Annotated in this window: 20 protein-coding genes; 8 read left to right on the forward strand and 12 right to left on the reverse strand. The window is 67.9% G+C overall.

Annotated elements, in window-relative coordinates; translation table 11 throughout:
• Positions 1–106: 106 nt before the first annotated feature.
• Positions 107–403 (forward strand): MTH1187 family thiamine-binding protein, encoded by a 297-nt coding sequence (locus AC4HOU_RS03080; protein ID WP_163810603.1) that lies wholly within the window; start codon positions 107–109, stop codon positions 401–403.
• Between the two features lie 18 nt (positions 404–421).
• Here AC4HOU_RS03080 and pafA read toward each other — a convergent pair whose 3' ends face one another.
• The 5 genes from pafA to dop form a co-directional block, all read right to left on the reverse strand.
• Positions 422–1,780 carry a Pup--protein ligase gene (gene pafA / locus AC4HOU_RS03085; RefSeq protein ID WP_181062422.1) on the reverse strand — a complete coding sequence of 453 codons (1,359 nt, stop codon included), beginning with the start codon at positions 1,778–1,780 and terminating at the stop codon, positions 422–424.
• A 278-nt stretch (positions 1,781–2,058) separates the two neighbouring features.
• Entirely contained in the window at positions 2,059–2,844 is a 786-nt protein-coding gene (prcA, locus tag AC4HOU_RS03090) for a proteasome subunit alpha (protein WP_163810601.1), read from the reverse strand.
• 37 nt (positions 2,845–2,881) lie between these two features.
• Complete coding sequence (gene prcB / locus AC4HOU_RS03095) at positions 2,882–3,733, reverse strand: proteasome subunit beta (protein ID WP_195019569.1); 852 nt, start codon at positions 3,731–3,733, stop codon at positions 2,882–2,884.
• A complete protein-coding gene (locus AC4HOU_RS03100; RefSeq protein WP_014351559.1) occupies positions 3,730–3,924 on the reverse strand; it encodes a ubiquitin-like protein Pup in 195 nt (64 codons plus the stop codon). Before AC4HOU_RS03100 ends, prcB begins: the two co-directional genes overlap by 4 nt.
• Before the next feature lie 180 nt (positions 3,925–4,104).
• The gene (gene dop, locus AC4HOU_RS03105) at positions 4,105–5,604 is read right to left on the reverse strand and encodes a depupylase/deamidase Dop (RefSeq protein WP_163810597.1); all 1,500 of its coding nucleotides are present in this window, start codon (positions 5,602–5,604) and stop codon (positions 4,105–4,107) included.
• 101 nt (positions 5,605–5,705) lie between these two features.
• Here dop and AC4HOU_RS03110 point away from each other — a divergent pair, with 101 nt between their 5' ends.
• Positions 5,706–6,896 carry a DUF418 domain-containing protein gene (locus tag AC4HOU_RS03110; RefSeq protein ID WP_194991093.1) on the forward strand — a complete coding sequence of 397 codons (1,191 nt, stop codon included), beginning with the start codon at positions 5,706–5,708 and terminating at the stop codon, positions 6,894–6,896.
• A gap of 4 nt (positions 6,897–6,900) precedes the next feature.
• On the opposite strand, the gene AC4HOU_RS03115 is transcribed toward AC4HOU_RS03110, so the two are convergent.
• On the reverse strand, positions 6,901–7,401 hold the full coding sequence (locus tag AC4HOU_RS03115; protein ID WP_194991092.1) for a CGNR zinc finger domain-containing protein: 501 nt from the start codon (positions 7,399–7,401) through the stop codon (positions 6,901–6,903).
• 330 nt (positions 7,402–7,731) lie between these two features.
• Between AC4HOU_RS03115 and AC4HOU_RS03120 the strand changes: the two genes are divergently transcribed.
• From AC4HOU_RS03120 to AC4HOU_RS03140, 5 genes are all read left to right on the forward strand, one after another.
• A complete protein-coding gene (locus AC4HOU_RS03120; RefSeq protein WP_194991091.1) occupies positions 7,732–8,367 on the forward strand; it encodes a Uma2 family endonuclease in 636 nt (211 codons plus the stop codon).
• 34 nt (positions 8,368–8,401) lie between these two features.
• Complete coding sequence (locus AC4HOU_RS03125) at positions 8,402–8,695, forward strand: DUF6412 domain-containing protein (RefSeq protein WP_194991090.1); 294 nt, start codon at positions 8,402–8,404, stop codon at positions 8,693–8,695.
• Between the two features lie 96 nt (positions 8,696–8,791).
• Entirely contained in the window at positions 8,792–9,352 is a 561-nt protein-coding gene (gene yidC, locus AC4HOU_RS03130; RefSeq protein ID WP_228815100.1) for a membrane protein insertase YidC, read from the forward strand.
• A 145-nt stretch (positions 9,353–9,497) separates the two neighbouring features.
• Complete coding sequence (locus AC4HOU_RS03135) at positions 9,498–9,668, forward strand: hypothetical protein (RefSeq protein ID WP_490724107.1); 171 nt, start codon at positions 9,498–9,500, stop codon at positions 9,666–9,668.
• Positions 9,669–10,873: 1,205 nt separating this feature from the next.
• Positions 10,874–11,524 carry a slipin family protein gene (locus tag AC4HOU_RS03140; RefSeq protein WP_195019570.1) on the forward strand — a complete coding sequence of 217 codons (651 nt, stop codon included), beginning with the start codon at positions 10,874–10,876 and terminating at the stop codon, positions 11,522–11,524.
• Between the two features lie 181 nt (positions 11,525–11,705).
• Here AC4HOU_RS03140 and AC4HOU_RS03145 read toward each other — a convergent pair whose 3' ends face one another.
• Both AC4HOU_RS03145 and AC4HOU_RS03150 read right to left on the reverse strand, forming a co-directional pair.
• On the reverse strand, positions 11,706–12,569 hold the full coding sequence (locus tag AC4HOU_RS03145; protein WP_195019571.1) for an alpha/beta fold hydrolase: 864 nt from the start codon (positions 12,567–12,569) through the stop codon (positions 11,706–11,708).
• An 87-nt stretch (positions 12,570–12,656) separates the two neighbouring features.
• Positions 12,657–13,037 (reverse strand): nitroreductase family deazaflavin-dependent oxidoreductase, encoded by a 381-nt coding sequence (locus AC4HOU_RS03150; protein WP_163817022.1) that lies wholly within the window; start codon positions 13,035–13,037, stop codon positions 12,657–12,659.
• A 64-nt stretch (positions 13,038–13,101) separates the two neighbouring features.
• Between AC4HOU_RS03150 and AC4HOU_RS03155 the strand changes: the two genes are divergently transcribed.
• Positions 13,102–13,602 carry an NUDIX hydrolase gene (locus AC4HOU_RS03155; RefSeq protein WP_195020784.1) on the forward strand — a complete coding sequence of 167 codons (501 nt, stop codon included), beginning with the start codon at positions 13,102–13,104 and terminating at the stop codon, positions 13,600–13,602.
• Between the two features lie 106 nt (positions 13,603–13,708).
• Here the strand turns inward: AC4HOU_RS03155 and AC4HOU_RS03160 are convergent, their stop codons facing one another.
• The 4 genes from AC4HOU_RS03160 to AC4HOU_RS03175 form a co-directional block, all read right to left on the reverse strand.
• Positions 13,709–14,386, reverse strand: a complete 678-nt coding sequence (locus tag AC4HOU_RS03160; protein WP_490724108.1) for a TIGR00266 family protein — start codon at positions 14,384–14,386, stop codon at positions 13,709–13,711.
• Positions 14,387–14,534: 148 nt separating this feature from the next.
• The gene (locus AC4HOU_RS03165; protein ID WP_163817026.1) at positions 14,535–14,849 is read right to left on the reverse strand and encodes a hypothetical protein; all 315 of its coding nucleotides are present in this window, start codon (positions 14,847–14,849) and stop codon (positions 14,535–14,537) included.
• Between the two features lie 250 nt (positions 14,850–15,099).
• Positions 15,100–15,468, reverse strand: a complete 369-nt coding sequence (locus AC4HOU_RS03170) for an arsenate reductase family protein (RefSeq protein ID WP_195019573.1) — start codon at positions 15,466–15,468, stop codon at positions 15,100–15,102.
• Between the two features lie 101 nt (positions 15,469–15,569).
• A complete protein-coding gene (locus tag AC4HOU_RS03175; protein WP_256673534.1) occupies positions 15,570–15,701 on the reverse strand; it encodes a hypothetical protein in 132 nt (43 codons plus the stop codon).
• Positions 15,702–15,715: the final 14 nt, after the last annotated feature.

Below are 15,715 nucleotides of genomic sequence, written 5' to 3' on the forward strand. Positions count from 1 at the left end.
CGAACAGGGTAATGCGCCGCGAGGTGTGGTGTTGCGGCGGCGCACGGGTAACCGGTGCGGCAGTGTGATGATGGCATCGGAACATCCCATCCCCGAGGAGCCGGCCATGATCGTTGCGTTCTCAGTCACCCCGCTGGGCGATGGCGTGGATGTGGGCCGGGCGGTCGCCGAGGCGGTGCGCGTGGTGCGCGCGTCCGGGCTGCCCAACCGCACCGACGCCATGTTCACCACCATCGAGGGCGAATGGGATGAGGTGATGGCAGTGGTCAAGCAGGCCACCGACGTCATTCTCGCGGTCGCGCCGCGGTGCAGCCTGGTGGTGAAGGCCGATATCCGGCCGGGCGTCACCGATGCGATGACCTCGAAGGTCGAGACGATCGAACGGCATCTCGCCGGCGACTGAGCGCCGCCGGCGAGCCCGCTACATCGACGCGATCAGCCGGTCGACGCGTTCGTCGACCGAGCGGAACGGATCCTTGCACAGCACCGTGCGCTGAGCCTGATCGTTGAGCTTCAGGTGCACCCAGTCGACGGTGAAATCGCGTCCGGCCTCCTGGGCGGCGGTGATGAAATCGCCGCGCAGCTTGGCCCTGGTGGTTTGCGGCGGGGTTTCCACGGCCGCGTCGACCGCCTCGTCCTCGGTGACGCGCTTGGCCAGCCCCTTGCGTTGCAGCAGGTCGAACACGCCGCGGCCGCGTTTGATGTCGTGGTAGGCAAGGTCGAGCTGGGCGATCTTGGGGTCGGACAGCTCCATGTTGTAGCGATCCTGGTAGCGCTGGAACAGCTTGCGCTTGATCACCCAGTCGATCTCGGTGTCGACCTTCGCGAAGTCCTGCGCCTCCACCGCGTCGAGGGTGCGGCCCCACAGATCCACCACCTGATCCACCTGCGGATCCCGGTCGCGGTTGCGCAGATGCTCGACGGCGCGGGCGTAGTACTCGCGCTGGATCTCGAGCGCGCTGGCCTGGCGGCCGCCGGCCAGTCGCACCGGACGCCGGCCGGTGAGGTCGTGGCTGACCTCGCGGATGGCCCGGATCGGGTTGTCGAGCGCGAAATCGCGGAACGACACGCCCGCCTCGATCATCTCCAGCACCAGCGAGGCCGTGCCGACCTTGAGCATGGTGGTGGTCTCGGACATGTTCGAATCGCCCACGATCACGTGCAGCCTGCGGTACTTCTCGGCGTCGGCGTGCGGTTCGTCGCGGGTGTTGATGATCGGACGCGAGCGCGTGGTCGCCGAGGAGACGCCCTCCCAGATGTGCTCGGCGCGCTGCGACAGGCAGAAGGTGGCCGCCTTCGGCGTCTGCAACACCTTGCCCGCACCGCAGATCAGCTGCCTGGTGACCAGGAACGGCAGCAGCACATCCGAGATCCGGGAGAACTCGCCGGCGCGGACCACGAGGAAGTTCTCATGGCAGCCGTAGGAGTTGCCCGCCGAGTCGGTGTTGTTCTTGAACAGGTAGATATCCCCGCCGATACCTTCTTCGGCGAGTCGCTGTTCTGCGTCGATGAGCAGTTCCTCCAGCACCCGCTCACCGGCCCGGTCGTGGGTGACCAGCTGGGCCAGGTTGTCGCATTCGGCGGTGGCGTATTCCGGATGCGAGCCGACGTCGAGGTACAACCGGGCGCCGTTGCGGAGGAATACGTTGGAACTGCGACCCCAGGACACCACCCGGCGGAACAGATACCGGGCCACCTCGTCGGGGCTGAGCCTGCGGTGTCCGTGGAAGGTGCACGTCACACCGAATTCGGTCTCGATCCCCATGATTCGTCGCTGCACACTATCGACATTACAGCTAGGAACAGCACCCGCGCGGGGATCGGAGAACCCATATGTATACGGGTTGGCAACGATTCGGACGGTAATCGTTCGTCCATCAGGGCTCGTGGACGCCAGATTTTTGGTATGTGGCCGCGCGACAGCGACACAGCACCCCGACCCGCGCCCAGATCTCCGCGGCCGAGGTGTTCGTCCGGCGTGCGCCAGACCCGGCCCTGAGCCGGCTCCGGGTCGTATACGACCGCGTGTGCGCCGCATACGACCCGGATCAGCTGCTGTTACTTCTCTCCGCTGTCGCCCTCGCCCGCGGCCTCCGCCTGGGCCTCGGCCTCGGCTTCGGTGCCCGCACCGGCGGCCGAGGTATCGAGCAGCCGCTCCAACACCGCGGGCCCGATCCGCCGGAAGGCCCGGCGAGGTCGTGCCTGCTCGAGCGTGGCGACCTCGAGGGATGAGACGCCGAGGACGCGCTTGTCCTTGTCGCCCTCGGGTGTGCCGGCCTGCAACGCCTTGACCGCGACGCCGATCGCGCTGGCCAAGTCGAGCCCCGGCTCATAGGAGGCCTTCAACGCGGTGACGATGGGCTCGGTGGTGCCGCCCATGACCACGTATTCGCGCTCGTCCACGATCGAGCCGTCGAAGGTGATCCGGTACAGCACCGCGTTGCTGTCCTGCTCCTGGTAGGCCACCTCGGCGACACAGATCTCCACCTCGTAGGGCTTGAGCTGGTCGGTGAAGATGGACCCGAGGGCCTGGGCGTAGGCGTTGGCCAGGGCCCGGCCGGTGACGTCGCGGCGACCGTATTGGTAGCCGCGCAGATCGGCCTGCAGGATCCCGCCGCGACGCAGGTTCTCGAACTCGTTGTACTTGCCGACCGCGGCGAAGCCGATCCGGTCGTAGAGCTCGCTCACCTTGTGCAGCGTCGCCGAGGGATTCTCGGCGACGAACACCACGCCCTTGTCGTAGACGAGCACGACGACACTGCGACCACGGGCGATGCCCTTGCGCGCGAGCTCGGTCTTGTCGCGCATGATCTGCTCGGCCGACGCGTAGTACGGCAGCGTCATTCGCTGGCACTCCTTGCTGTGTCGTGCGGGAGGTCGCTCATCGGGCCTCCTGCGCTGCCTCTCGGTCGGCGACGATGCCGCGGGCGATCTCGGCGAGCCTGCTGTCGGTCACCTCGAGCGCGCCGTCATCGTTGATGACGATCGCGGTGGGATAGATGCCGCGCAGCAGATCGGGCCCGCCGGTGGCGGTGTCGTCGTCGGCGGCATCGAACAGTGATTCCACCGCGATGCGCAACGCCCGGTCCTCATCGATGCCCTTGGCGTACAGCTTCTTCAGCGACGACTTGGCGAAATGAGAGCCGGAACCGACTGCGGCGTAACCGAATCGCTCCTCGCTCTGCCCGCCGACGACGTCGTAGGAGACGATCCGGCCGACCTTGTCGGGATCGGTGGCCTCCAGGTCGTAGCCGACCAGCACCGGCACCACCGCCAGGCCCTGCAGGGCCGCGGGCAGGTTGTCGCGCACCATTTTCGACAGCTTGTTGGCCTTGCCGTCGAAGGTCAGCGGCACACCTTCGATCTTTTCGTAATGCTCGAGTTCCACCGCGAACAACCGCACCATCTCCACGGCCATGCCCGCGGTACCCGCGATACCGGCCGCCGAGTAGGTGTCGGTGATGTAGACCTTCTCCATATCGCGGCTGGCCAGCAGGTTGCCCTGGGTGGCGCGCCGATCGCCCGCGATGAGCACGCCGCCGCGGTAGCTGACCGCGACGATCGTGGTGCCGTGCGGGGCGATATCGCGTGCACCGCCGCCGGTGCTACCGGCGGCGGTCATGGCACCGAACCCGTTGCCGGGCAACAGATCGGGTGCGTACATGCGCAGATGTTCGGAGAAGGACGAGAGGGCGTGCCCCGGGTGGAGACGCAGCGGGTCGCCTGAGGTCACTGGCCGCCTTTCTGCACGTAGGCGCGGACGAAGTCCTCGGCGTTCTCCTCGAGCACATCATCGATCTCGTCGAGCAGGTCGTCGGTGTCCTCCGCCAGCTTCTCGCGCCGCTCCTGACCGGCGGCGTCGACGCCCTCCGGGCCCTCGTCCTCGTCGCCGCCCCCGGCGCGTTTGGTCTGCTCTTGTGCCATGGCAGCCGACCTCCTGTTGTTTCACCACGCCCGGACCCTGGGTGAGCACCGGCCCGGTCGTGCGCAATGTGCGTGCTCGTTCTTCAACACTACCCAGCCGCACCGACACGATGGCGGATTCGGTGAGTGTCGTGACCCGTCACCGGCCCGCCGATGGGGTGCGGTGGGCCGGTCACAGCCCTATGTGGTGAGCTGTTCGACCAGTTCGGCGGCGGTATCGACGCCGTCGAGCAGCTTGCCGACGTGGGCTTTGGTGCCGCGGCGCGGTTCCAGTGTCGGGATGCGCACCAGCGAGTCGCCGCCGAGGTCGAAGATCACCGAATCCCAGCTCGCGGCCGCGATATCGGCGCCGAAGCGGCGCAGGCACTCACCACGGAAGTAGGCGCGGGTGTCGGTGGGCGGGTTGGTCATCGCGTCGAGCACCTGCTGTTCGCTGACCAGACGCTTCATCGACCCACGCGCCACCAGCCGGTTGTACAGGCCCTTGTCCAGCCGGACATCGGAGTACTGCAGGTCCATCAGATGCAGTTTCGGCGCACCCCAGTTCAGGCCCTCACGGCTGCGCATGCCTTCGAGCAGGCGCAGTTTGGCCGGCCAGTCGAGCAGGTTGGCGCATTCCATCGGATCGCGTTCGAGCAGATCGAGCACCATCGCCCAGTTGTCGAGGATGTCGGCCACGCGCGGGTCGTCGTTGCCTTCGCGGTGCACGAACTTGGCCACCCGCTCGTGGTAGAGCCGCTGCAACGCCAGGCCGGTGAGTTCGCGGCCGTCGGCGAGGGCGACGGTGGCGCGCAGGGTGGGGTCGTGGCTGATGGTGTGCACGGCGGTGACCGGGCGCGCCAATTGCATATCGGAGAGATCTTCGCCGGATTCGATCAGGTCCAGCACCAGCGCGGTGGTGCCGACCTTGAGGTAGGTCGACATCTCGGCGAGGTTGGCGTCGCCGATGATGACGTGCAGCCTGCGGTATTTGTCGGCGTCGGCGTGCGGTTCGTCGCGGGTGTTGATGATGCCGCGCTTGAGCGTGGTCTCCAGCCCGACCTCGACCTCGATGTAGTCCGAGCGCTGGGACAGCTGGAATCCGGCGTGATCGCCGGATTGGCCGATGCCGACGCGGCCGGAACCGCAGATCACCTGCCGGGAGACGAAGAACGGGGTGAGCCCGACGATGATCGAGTTGAACGGGGTGTCCCGGTTCATCAGGTAGTTCTCGTGAGTGCCGTAGGAGGCGCCCTTACCGTCGACGTTGTTCTTGTACAGCTGCAGTCGCGGTGCGCCCGGCACGCTGGAGGCATGCCGCGCGGCGGCCTCCATGACGCGCTCGCCGGCCTTGTCCCAGATCACCGCGTCCAGCGGGTCGGTGACCTCGGGTGCGGAGTATTCGGGGTGGGCGTGGTCGACGTAGAGGCGCGCGCCGTTGGTGAGGATCATGTTCGCCGCACCGACCTCGTCGGCGTCGATCACCGGGGCGGGGCCGTTCATCCGGCTCAGGTCGAATCCACGCGCGTCGCGCAGCGGGGACTCCACCTCGTAGTCCCACCGGGTGCGTTTGGCCCGCGGCACGCCCTCGGCGGCGGCGTAGGCCAGCACCGCCTGGGTGGAGGTGAGGATCGGGTTGGCCGTCGGCTCCGTGGGGGTCGAGATGCCGTATTCGACCTCGATTCCGATGATGCGCTGCATGTGCACGAGCGTAGGCGACGCGACCGGCGACGCGGATGTCATACCGGTCGTGGTACTTCCGGAGGACCCGCGAGCGCACCCGTGCGCGCGATAGTCGGACCATGACCGAATCGCTCACCACGACCACCTCCGCGACGCCGGCCGCCCGCCCGGCGCGGCTGGTCGCCCTCGACGTGCTGCGCGGGATCGCGATCCTCGGCACTCTCGGCACCAATATCTGGATCCTCACCGATCCCGAAGGGATCATCGGCTACATCAACCACCTCGGTGCTCCGGTCGAGGACGGATGGGGCTGGGCCGAACGAGCCCTGCAGCAGTTCGCGCAGGGCAAATACCTCGGGCTGCTGACGATCATGTTCGGGATCGGCCTGGCCATTCAGCAGGCCTCCGCGCAGCGGGCTGGCAGGCGCTGGCCGGGCAGATATCCGATCCGGGCGGGCCTGCTGCTGCTGGACGGGCTGCTGAACTTCCTGCTCATTGCCGAATTCGATGTGCTGATGGGATATGCGCTCACCGGCCTGGTCGTCGCCTATCTGCTGGCCACCTCCGAGCGGGCGCAGCGGCGCTGGCTGATCGTGCAGGCGAGCATTCACCTGACCATGCTGACGTTGCTGGCCGTCGCGATGACCGCCGACGGCGGCGGCTCGGTCGCCGCCTCCGACCCCGAGCCGCTGGATCCGAACCCCTATGCCGACGGGTCGTTCTGGGATCTGGTGCTGTTCCGGATGGAGAACGCGCTCGGCTTCCGATTGGAGACGATCTTCATCTTCCCGATGTCGATCGCGCTGTTCCTGCTCGGCGCACGGCTGTATCGGGCGGGGGTGTTCGCTCCGGAGGGCGCGCGGTTGCGGAAACGGCTGATGATCTTCGGGTTCGGCGTAGCCGCGCCCGCTGATCTGGTGCTCGGGGTATTCGTCGGCGGTGACGCCGTGCTGATCACCCGCTACGGGATCGCGCCGTTCGTGTCGCTCGGCATCCTCGCGCTGGTCGCGCATTTCTACCTGAATCGGCCACGGACCGGATTCGTCGGCGCGCGCCTGTCCGAGGTCGGCCGTACCGCGCTGAGCTGCTACATCCTGCAGAATCTGGTCGCTTCGATCATCTGCTACGGCTGGGGTTTCGGGTTGGCGGCCCGAGTCTCCCCGGAGGCAAGGGTGCCGTTCACGGTGGCGGTGTACCTGGTGGTCGCGCTCATCGTCGTCGGCTTCGCGCACCTGTGGCTGCGGCGCTTCGACCGTGGCCCCGTCGAATGGTTGTGGAACGCGACGTACCGGCGGCTGGCGAGCGAGTAGTACCTCAGGCCGAGCGGCGATTGCGATGGTCGGCGACGTGGACGCGGTTCGAGCATCGCGTCGAGCAGAACCGGCGCCGGCCGTTGCGCGAGGTGTCGACGTAGACAGTGCCGCAGCCGGGGCGGGCGCAGCGGCCGATCCGGCCGGGGTCTTCGCAGAACAGTTCCGCCAGCCCCGCCGCCGTATAGGCCTTGACCCGCTCGTGCACGGGGGCGTCGATGCGCGAGTAGTGCAGGTGCGGGGCGCGGCCGTCGTGGGTGGAGATGTAGGGCTGGCTGGTGGTCTCGGCGAGCAGATCGTTGAGCAGGTCCACCGAGGGCGCGGTGAAGACCTCGTCGAGCCGGGCGATCCAGCGGCGCAGTTCGGCGGTCTGCCGGGGGTCGAGCGGCGTCAGCGGTTTGTAGTCGGCCGCGGCCAGCAGACCGACCAGATCCTCGTCCGGTGCCGCGTTGACCAGCCGGACGGCGAGCTGCGCGGCCGCACCGCCGTAAGGGTTGAAATGCACTAGACCATTACATCAGGCTTGGCACATGCTCGCTACCTGCCCTTCTTGCTCCTGGCCCGCGCCCGATTCCGTCTCCACCCACGGCGCGGTTTGCTATCTGCGATGTGTGTGCGGTCAGTGGCTCGTCTGCGTCGACGGCGCGATCGTCGCGGCACCCGGTGGCGGAGGATTCGCGGGCAGCCCGGTTGCGTCCGCCGAGCCACCTGTCCGCGCCGAACCCTGAACCGGCCCGTCGGCGCGATCATGCAGCCGAGCCAGTGATTTATCGCCACCGATGGCCCGTCTCGGCGCTCGGTCCGAGTTCGACCGAACCCGGCTATTGTTGGTGCGGTGACTGAGGCGTACGACTGGTCGTGGCTGCGCGCCGGTATCCCCCAGATCGATCTGGACACCTACCTCGCTATGCCGGAGGACCTTGCGCAGGCGATCGAGGTCAAGGACGGCATGCCCGTGCACTGCGAATCGCCCTCGCCGAACCACATCGCGGTGACCGACACCATCAAGCAGGCGCTGCGCGAATCCGTTCGCAAACGCGGGCCAGGTATGCCCTGCATCAAAGCCAGTGGCGAGCTGGACATGCTGGTCTCTGAAGTGCCCTTCAACTTCCGTCGCCCGGATGCGATCGTCTACCGGTGTATCGACGACCCGCGAGACAAGTGGAAGACGAAACCGACGGCAGCGGACACGCTTCTGGTCGTCGAGGTGGTCTCACCGGCGACGGTGACCATGGACTGCGTGGACAAACGCGCCGAGTATGCCCGCCTCGGTATCGAGCAATACTGGATCGTCCGCATGGAAAACAATGACGGTCGAGTCAAATCCATCGAGATTCTCCGTCTCAACAGCGCGGGCGAATACGTGGTCACCGACACCCGCTTCCGCGCACACAGCCCTGTCGCCGTCGCTATCACCGACCCACTCGACGTGAGTATCACCTGGGACGCGCTCGATGCCGACTTGGACTGATTCGTGTGATTCACAGCTCCGGTATCGTCGAGGCATGTTCACGAGGGCGCAGCTGACGGTGGGCGCGGTGCTGACCGCCCTGTTGCCTGCGCTCGTGCTGCTCACCGCTCCTGCGGGCGAAGCGGCTGTGCTTTTCGGCGCGGTGGCCGTTGTGCTGGCGGTCGCGTTGGTGTCGGCGCCGGCGATGCGTCTGGTTCCGGTGCATGCCGGTTCGTCGGGTCCGCCGCAGGCGGCGCAACGGCGGCGGCGTGGTTCCTATCTGCGCCAGAGCAATCCGGATGCCGCCGGGCGTCCGCGGCCCCGAGCTCCCGGATTCGGGCAGGCCTGACGTCGCTTCGCGTGCGGACCGACGTCGGCTTTTCACGCTGACCCGATCCGTCCGCGCGCCTCGTGCGCGCACCACTCAGTCAGGGGTGCCTCCGGCATGCTCGATTTCATCTACTATCCCGTGTCCGCCGCACTGTCGGTGTGGCACAACGCGGCCGCCACCGTCGTCGGTCCCGGTTCGCTCGCCTGGATCGCGGCGGTCATCCTGCTACGCGCGGCGTTGTTTCCGGTGTTCCTCAAACAGGCGCGCAGCCAGGCCGCAATCCGCCGCCTGCAACCTCAACTCGAGGCGATCCGGAAGAAATACCCGGATGACCGGCAGCGGCAGGCCACCGAAACCCAGCGGCTCTACCGCGAGCACGGTGTGAGCCCGTTCGCCGGCTGTCTGCCGCTGCTCGGCCAGGCGTTCGTCTTCCTCGGCCTGTTCCATGTGCTGCGGTCCTTCGACCGCACCACCGCCGCCGCCACCCATCTGCCGTTCACCGCGACGCCCACACCGATGACCGCCGTACAGAACGCCGCCACCGCCAACTACTTCTTCGACGCGGCCGAGGTGCGCTCGTTCCTGGATGCCGATCTCTTCGGCGCCCCCCTGTCGTCCACGCTCACCGGCCACCCCACCCTGCGACAGCCGTCGTCACCATCACCCTCATGGTGATCGCGGCCGCAGCCACCCATTTCACCGCACGCACCGCACTGGCCCGTCAGGAATCCGCGGGCCTGCCCTTCATGCGCACTCTCTCGCTGTGGGTGTTCCCAGCCGGAGCACTCATCGGTGGTGCGCTGCTGCCGACCGCCGTGCTGTGTATTTCGTCACCAACAACGCGTGGACCTTTACTCAGCAGCGCATCGTCTACCGCCGGATCGATCGCGAAGCGGCGCAGCATGATTCGGTGCCACCGGCGAGCGCCGACATTGCGCGAACCGCGACCGCGCCGAAGCCCGGTGCTCGCCCGGAACGCCGCGAACGGTGAACGGCCGGCTCGCAGCGACGGCCGGGCGATGCAGGAAAGGGTGGGAGGATGGGCTGAACTCGACGGACTACCGGCTCGTCGTGGCGAACTTCGGTGAACGGTCGCGTATGCCGCTCATCAATGGACTCGCGGCGCGCCAGGGCTTCACAGCGCGCACCTGCTCGGTCAGTGGCAGGAAGGCGGCGGCGTCCGGCCAGATCAACTCGTAGCCGAGCCGCCGCGCCGAGCTGCGGTCACCGCCAGCAGCACGGCGACGAGCACGATCAACACGACATCCCATACCGTCACAGACCCTCCCCCGCATCGGCTATCGGCCAGCGATACCTCTGCGGATAAACCGCACCGGCGTGATCAACGCCGCGACACCGGTGATCATGTGCCGCCCAGCGTCTGCGGGCCCGAAAGACGGAACTACCACCGCTGCGGCGTCGCGCTCGGTAATGTGTTGCGCCAAAGACTGATTCGCTGCGCGCGTCCCGGCGTGCAGCGCAACGGTGAACACGTTTCCGGGACATCGCCGCGGTGAATGCCCGCCGCGACGTGCACCCGCTCGCGGCGACGGAGACCGGCCTCATCCGATGGCGCCTCGGCAAGCATGAGGACGCCGCATCGATCCTCCGCCCGGCGGTCCCGGTGCTGGCGCCGATGAACTCGGACCGGGCAGCCCGCCAGCTCACCAGATCCGCAGCACGGCAGCAGAACTCGCCGAACTCGCCGACAACCGTTGACTTGCCGGGGCGACCGCTCTGGGGGGCGCTTCTCGACCACTCGTCCGGCGCCCTGCTGTGGCTGTGCTGCTGATCGGCCTGGCGAGTGTGGCGCTGATCGCCGAGCTGGAGCGTCACAAGCGGCGCACTACCCAGCGCTCGGCCGCATCAGCACAGCCCGCACTCCGCGAAAAATCGTTCGCACCTACCGCGCGATTTCCGTACCGTCTCACCTACGAGAGAGCAAGGGGCGCCCCGGAATCTCCGGATCGCGTTCCCCGTGTCGGCTCTTTCGTGCCTCCGGTGGCACAGACCTCTTAAGTCTGATGGGTTCGATTCCCTCCTACGGTGTCCCCCATCCGGTCCGCTGCGGTGGCGTGGTTCTGCGGGCTCTCCGGCTACCGCCGGGGGACGCCCCCACCGCGTCGTCGGGGCCGGATGGGGTGGCATCCGCCTGCCCGGGGGCTTCGCGGCACAGACTCCGGGAGGGAGTGAGAGATGTATACGACGGTCATGGCATGGCAGCGCACGCTGCTCTATCGCGACGGCACCCTGGAGCGGGTGCTCGAACCCGGCCGCCACCGGTACGACGCCAAGCGCTGCACGCTGGTCGAGGTCGATGTGCGGCCGCGGCTGATGCACGTCACCGGTCAGGAACTGCTCACTTCCGACGGACTTTCGTTGCGGGCGAGTTTCGCGCTGACCTGGCAGGTCCTCGACCCGGTCGCGTTCACCACCGGTGCGCAGAACTCCGACACCGTGCTGTACGCGGCGGTGCAGGACACTGTGCGCGACGCCGTCGCCGCGCACACCCTCGACGAAGTGATCGCCGATCGCAGCCTGCTCACCGCCGACTACAGCCGGGTGGCCGATGCGGTCGCCGAACTCGGCATCGAGGTCAAGAGCCTGCGCGCACGCGATCTGATGCTGCCCGGTGAACTGCGCAAGGCGGCACTGGAAACCGTGCTGGCCAAGGAACGCGGACGCGCCGAGCTCGAGCGGGCCCGCGCCGAAGCGGCCGCCCTGCGGTCGCTGGCCAACACCGCACGCCTGCTGGAGGAGCACCCGGCACTGCTGCGGCTGCGCACCCTCCAGGTCGCGACAGGGCCGGGCACCCAGGTCGTGCTCGACCCGCGCGACAACCGTTGACGGTTCCGGCGGTTCTCCTGGTCCATCGCGGCCGGAGAACCGCCGGCAGCCGGCGATGTGGTCAGTTCACCACGCGTTGCGTGCACGCCGGTGGCCGACAGCTCGGGTCGAATTCGAGAACCACGCCGATATCGCGAGGCCGGCACTGACGGACCGGGTGGGGAGGCCGCCGGTCAGCACGTCACAGGGCGAGCATCGCCGCAGCGACCGTGTCGGCCGCGGCCTGGCGCAGAGCAGTGCCCATGTCGTCGAGGACGAGCAGTCGCGCGCCGGGAATTTCGGCGGCGAGGGCCTCACCGTTGCCGACCGGGAAGAACGGGTCGGCGCGGCCGTGCACGACGAGGGCCGGTACGTCGAGCTCACCGAGCCGTTCCCGCCAGCGCGGCGTGCAGTCGATCCGGGAGAACACCATCCCGAGCTGGTTCGCCTGGTGCACCGCGGGATCGCTCGACGGCGTCCTGTCCCAGATTCGGGCCGCCGTCGCCCGTGCCTGTTCCGGATCGTCGCCCAGCGGCTCGGCTCCCGCGGCGGCGAAGGCCGCGACAGCGTCCCGGTCGGTCCAGTCCGGCCACGGATGGGAGAACAGTGCGCCCATGACCGCGTGGTCGTGGTCCGGCAGGTCCTCGTCGACCGGGCCCGGCGCCACCGGCCGCGTACCGACGAGGGTCAGTGCGGTGAACACGTCCGGGTGGTCCAGCGCGGCGACCTGGGCGACCATCCCGCCGACGCCGACCCCACCGAGATGGGCGGTCCCGGCGCCGAGCGCCCCGACCAGCGCGGCCGCGTCTGCGGCGAGATCTCGCAGGTTGTAGGCCGGATTCTCCGGGTCGAGGGTCGTCGACGTGCCGGAGTCGCGCAGGTCGTATCGGATCACTCGCCGCCCGCCCGAGGCGAGGCGCTCACACAGCGCGTCGGGCCAGGACAGCATCGTCGTGCCGCCGGCCAGCAGGGTCAGCGGATCGTTCTCGCGGCCGAAGCTCTCGATGCCGAGATCCACCCCGTTCGCCCGCACCGAGGTCGTACCCACTCGAAACGGTCTCGTCATACCTGGGCTCCTATCTGTCGGTGTACCCAGAGATATCGACGACCGATTCACCCGGAAGTCATCGGTGTACCGGCGACCGCGGCCAGATCAGTCGACGGTCCTGGCCTCGAGAAAGTAGGGCACCGACATCGCGACCAGCGCCTGCCGGATGACGGGCGGCGCCCAGCTCGCGGCGGCATCGTGGCGGATCAGCGGATCGGTCAGGGACACCGTCTGCCCGTGCGTTTCCACCGCGAAATCACCTGCGGCGACGACATTCTTCACCCAGTCGACGTCACGACCGTAGGTGAGGGCGATGCGGTATTCGTGGCCGTCGGCGAAGAGCAGGACCGGGGTCCGGTACGTGCGGCCGGATTTGCGGCCTTTGTGCACGACGATGCCCATGCCGGGGGCGCGCCCGGCGATGACCGATGTCACCGGATTGGTGACCTGCCGATTGAATTTCCCCAGCGCGCGTGGCAGCGCCATCGAGCCGATCCCTTCGTCGAGCGATCTACGCGGCACACGTTACTCTCGCCCGGTGGGTTCGGAGATGATCGCCGTCTACGACAGCACCGGGCGAGAAATCGGTGCCGAGGACCGCGCCGTCGTCTACCGTGACGGACTCTGGCATGCCAGCGCCGGAGTGCTGCTCCGCTCCGGCGACGGCCGCGCGATCTACGTCCATCGCCGCACCGAGACGAAAAAGGTCTTCGCGGGGATGCACGACTGCCTGGCCGGCGGAGTGGTGAACCCGGGCGAATCCCCGCGGCAGACCGCGATCCGCGAGCTGGCCGAAGAACTCGGCGTCACGGCCGACACCGAACCCACTCCCCTGGCCCGCGCCCGCTGGGACGGCGAATGGGCGGGCAGCCCGATGCGCTGCCACCTGTTCGCCTACGAACTGCGCTACGACGGCCCGATCCGGCACCAGCCGGAGGAAATCGCCGACGGCTGGTGGTGGACGGAGCAGACCCTCCGCGACCACCTCACCGATCCGGCCTGGCCGTTCGTCCCCGACACCCGCTATCTACTGCGCGAAATCCTCACCTGAACGGCCGCCCTGCCGATCAATGCACCGGCCCGAGCGTGCGCGTCACCATGGCAGTCGCCATGCCGCCGCCGAGCTCGGACACCACGCCCGGCGACGGGCAGGGCACCTACCCCGATGACGTCGACGCCGTCCACGAGGCGAACGCGCTCGGGTTGCGCGTCTGGAGCAGCACTCGTCCGGGGCCGGTGAAGTCGAAGACCAGTCCCTCACCGGATTTCAGCGATTGGATCGACCGTCCGGAGACCGCGCGGCGGATGGTGAAGTTCATGGCCAGGTCGTAGGCGACGACATGGCCGGTGTCGATGGTGATCGGTTCGCCCGGTTGCAGGTCGATGACGTCGATCGCGCCGAACACACCGACGACGACCTCACCCTCACCGGTCGCCCGCAGACCGAAACCGCCCTCACCGCCGAACAGGTTCGCGAACCCACCCCATTTGCTTTCCACCTGCACGCCATGCGAATTGGCGATCCAGCCGCCACGGCTGATGAAGAAGGGCCGGTCGGGCTGGATGGTCAACGGCAGCATGTCACCGGGCAGCGAAGGGGCGACGTCGACCCAGCCGCCCTCCGGTGGCGCGGTGAACGTGGACACGAAGAACGATTCACCGGCCAGCATCGACCGCTTGAGCCCGGCGAAGATGCCGCCTTCGGCCTTGGCCTGCAGCGTGACGCCCGCCGAATTCGCCACCATGGCACCGCTTTCGACGCGCATGGGCTCGCCGCCCGCGAGGAAGCACCTGGCGACGGCGGAGGCGGGACTGTGGCGCAGCTGTACCTTCATGGCTGCCGACACTACCGGCGCGGGCCGGCGCCGGGCGTCAGTCCGCAGGCCGATTCGCCATCCTCATTGCGGCGTACCCGAGTCCGTAAGAATAGTTTTCGCGCCAGGTGCCGCATCCCGTCGACACAGGCACCTGGCGACGTTGCCGTCAGCGCACTACCACCTGCCAGGTCTGCATGGAGAACGGCAGATCGCAGCTGGTCCAGGACTGCTGCCCGTCCCATGCCGGGTTACCCCAGCGTTCGTAGCTGCTGAACCAGGACCACCAGGCCCAGCAGGTGACGCGCACCTGATGCCAGACCGGTCCGCCGCATTGGGAGTAGGCGGCGGTCGCCGCTACCGGATTGACCGAACAGAACCCGGGCGGCTGCGCCTGTGCGGGTGCCGCGCCGAGGATTCCGGCCGCGCCGATGAGTGTCGCGGCGGATGCGCCGACGGCGAATTTCTTGACGATCGAGTTCATGACAACCTCCAACCGGCGTGGAGCTCGACGCCCCGACCCGTTGCTGACCCACGCTCGATCCAACTGCGGATCAGGACCTTCCCGAGCCGCGATGACATGATCTACATCACACCGCGCCGCGCGGTCGTTACAGCACCCACTCCCTCGGACATCACTCGGCTACCACGTCCATCCGGGCGCCGAACATGGCACACGCTGCATATATGGAGGTGGCCGACGCGCCATGGCGTGGGCTCACCCCCGGTCGGCATCAGTCCAGCGATCGCAACGTTTCGTCATCGCGGGCCACCACCGCCGAGCCGTTTCCGATGAACACGATCGGCCGCTGGATCAGCTTCGGATGGGTCGCCAACACCTCGATCCAGCGGTCGCGATCGGCTTCGGTGCGACCCCAGCTCGCCACGCCGAGCTCCTTGGCTTCCGGTTCGCCGGTACGGGTGATGTCCCAGGGCTCGGCGCCGAGCTTGGCCAGCGCCGCACGCAGTTCGTCGGCGGTCGGCGGATCGTCCAGATACCGGCGCACGGTGTACTCGGCACCGGTCTCGTCCAGGTGCGCGAGCGCGGCGCGGCTCTTGGTGCACCGCGGGTTGTGCCAGATCTCGGTCGGCTCAGAAGTCATGCCGTCAGACTAATCCGCGGCACCGACGGAATGACCGCGCAGACGACAACAGGGCCGCACCCCCTGGGGCGCGACCCTGCCGGCTCGTCCTTCGACGCGGCCTATCCCGCGCTGCCGCTGCTCAGCAGTTCCAGAATCGTCTTGAACAGCACTTCGGCCAGGAAATCCGATGCGGAACCGGACATGGTGACTCCTCCATCTCGAATCCGGCGCAACCCCGCTGCGCCAGCCATCTGAAGCATGGATG

Source organism: Nocardia sp. JCM 38205 (genome assembly GCF_058222935.1).

Coding starts and splice junctions, on each gene's coding strand:
- dop (WP_163810597.1), bottom strand. CDS start 5,604: ATGCAGCGCATCATCGGAATCGAGGTCGAATACGGCATCTCGACCCCC.
- yidC (WP_228815100.1), top strand. CDS start 8,792: ATGCTCGATTTCATCTACTATCCCGTGTCCGCCGCACTGTCGGTGTGG.
- AC4HOU_RS03125 (WP_194991090.1), top strand. CDS start 8,402: ATGTTCACGAGGGCGCAGCTGACGGTGGGCGCGGTGCTGACCGCCCTG.
- AC4HOU_RS03160 (WP_490724108.1), bottom strand. CDS start 14,386: ATGAAGGTACAGCTGCGCCACAGTCCCGCCTCCGCCGTCGCCAGGTGC.
- AC4HOU_RS03100 (WP_014351559.1), bottom strand. CDS start 3,924: ATGGCACAAGAGCAGACCAAACGCGCCGGGGGCGGCGACGAGGACGAG.
- AC4HOU_RS03155 (WP_195020784.1), top strand. CDS start 13,102: ATGATCGCCGTCTACGACAGCACCGGGCGAGAAATCGGTGCCGAGGAC.
- AC4HOU_RS03175 (WP_256673534.1), bottom strand. CDS start 15,701: ATGGCTGGCGCAGCGGGGTTGCGCCGGATTCGAGATGGAGGAGTCACC.
- AC4HOU_RS03150 (WP_163817022.1), bottom strand. CDS start 13,037: ATGGCGCTGCCACGCGCGCTGGGGAAATTCAATCGGCAGGTCACCAAT.
- AC4HOU_RS03145 (WP_195019571.1), bottom strand. CDS start 12,569: ATGACGAGACCGTTTCGAGTGGGTACGACCTCGGTGCGGGCGAACGGG.
- AC4HOU_RS03165 (WP_163817026.1), bottom strand. CDS start 14,849: ATGAACTCGATCGTCAAGAAATTCGCCGTCGGCGCATCCGCCGCGACA.
- AC4HOU_RS03110 (WP_194991093.1), top strand. CDS start 5,706: ATGACCGAATCGCTCACCACGACCACCTCCGCGACGCCGGCCGCCCGC.
- AC4HOU_RS03080 (WP_163810603.1), top strand. CDS start 107: ATGATCGTTGCGTTCTCAGTCACCCCGCTGGGCGATGGCGTGGATGTG.
- AC4HOU_RS03170 (WP_195019573.1), bottom strand. CDS start 15,468: ATGACTTCTGAGCCGACCGAGATCTGGCACAACCCGCGGTGCACCAAG.
- AC4HOU_RS03140 (WP_195019570.1), top strand. CDS start 10,874: ATGTATACGACGGTCATGGCATGGCAGCGCACGCTGCTCTATCGCGAC.
- prcA (WP_163810601.1), bottom strand. CDS start 2,844: ATGACGCTGCCGTACTACGCGTCGGCCGAGCAGATCATGCGCGACAAG.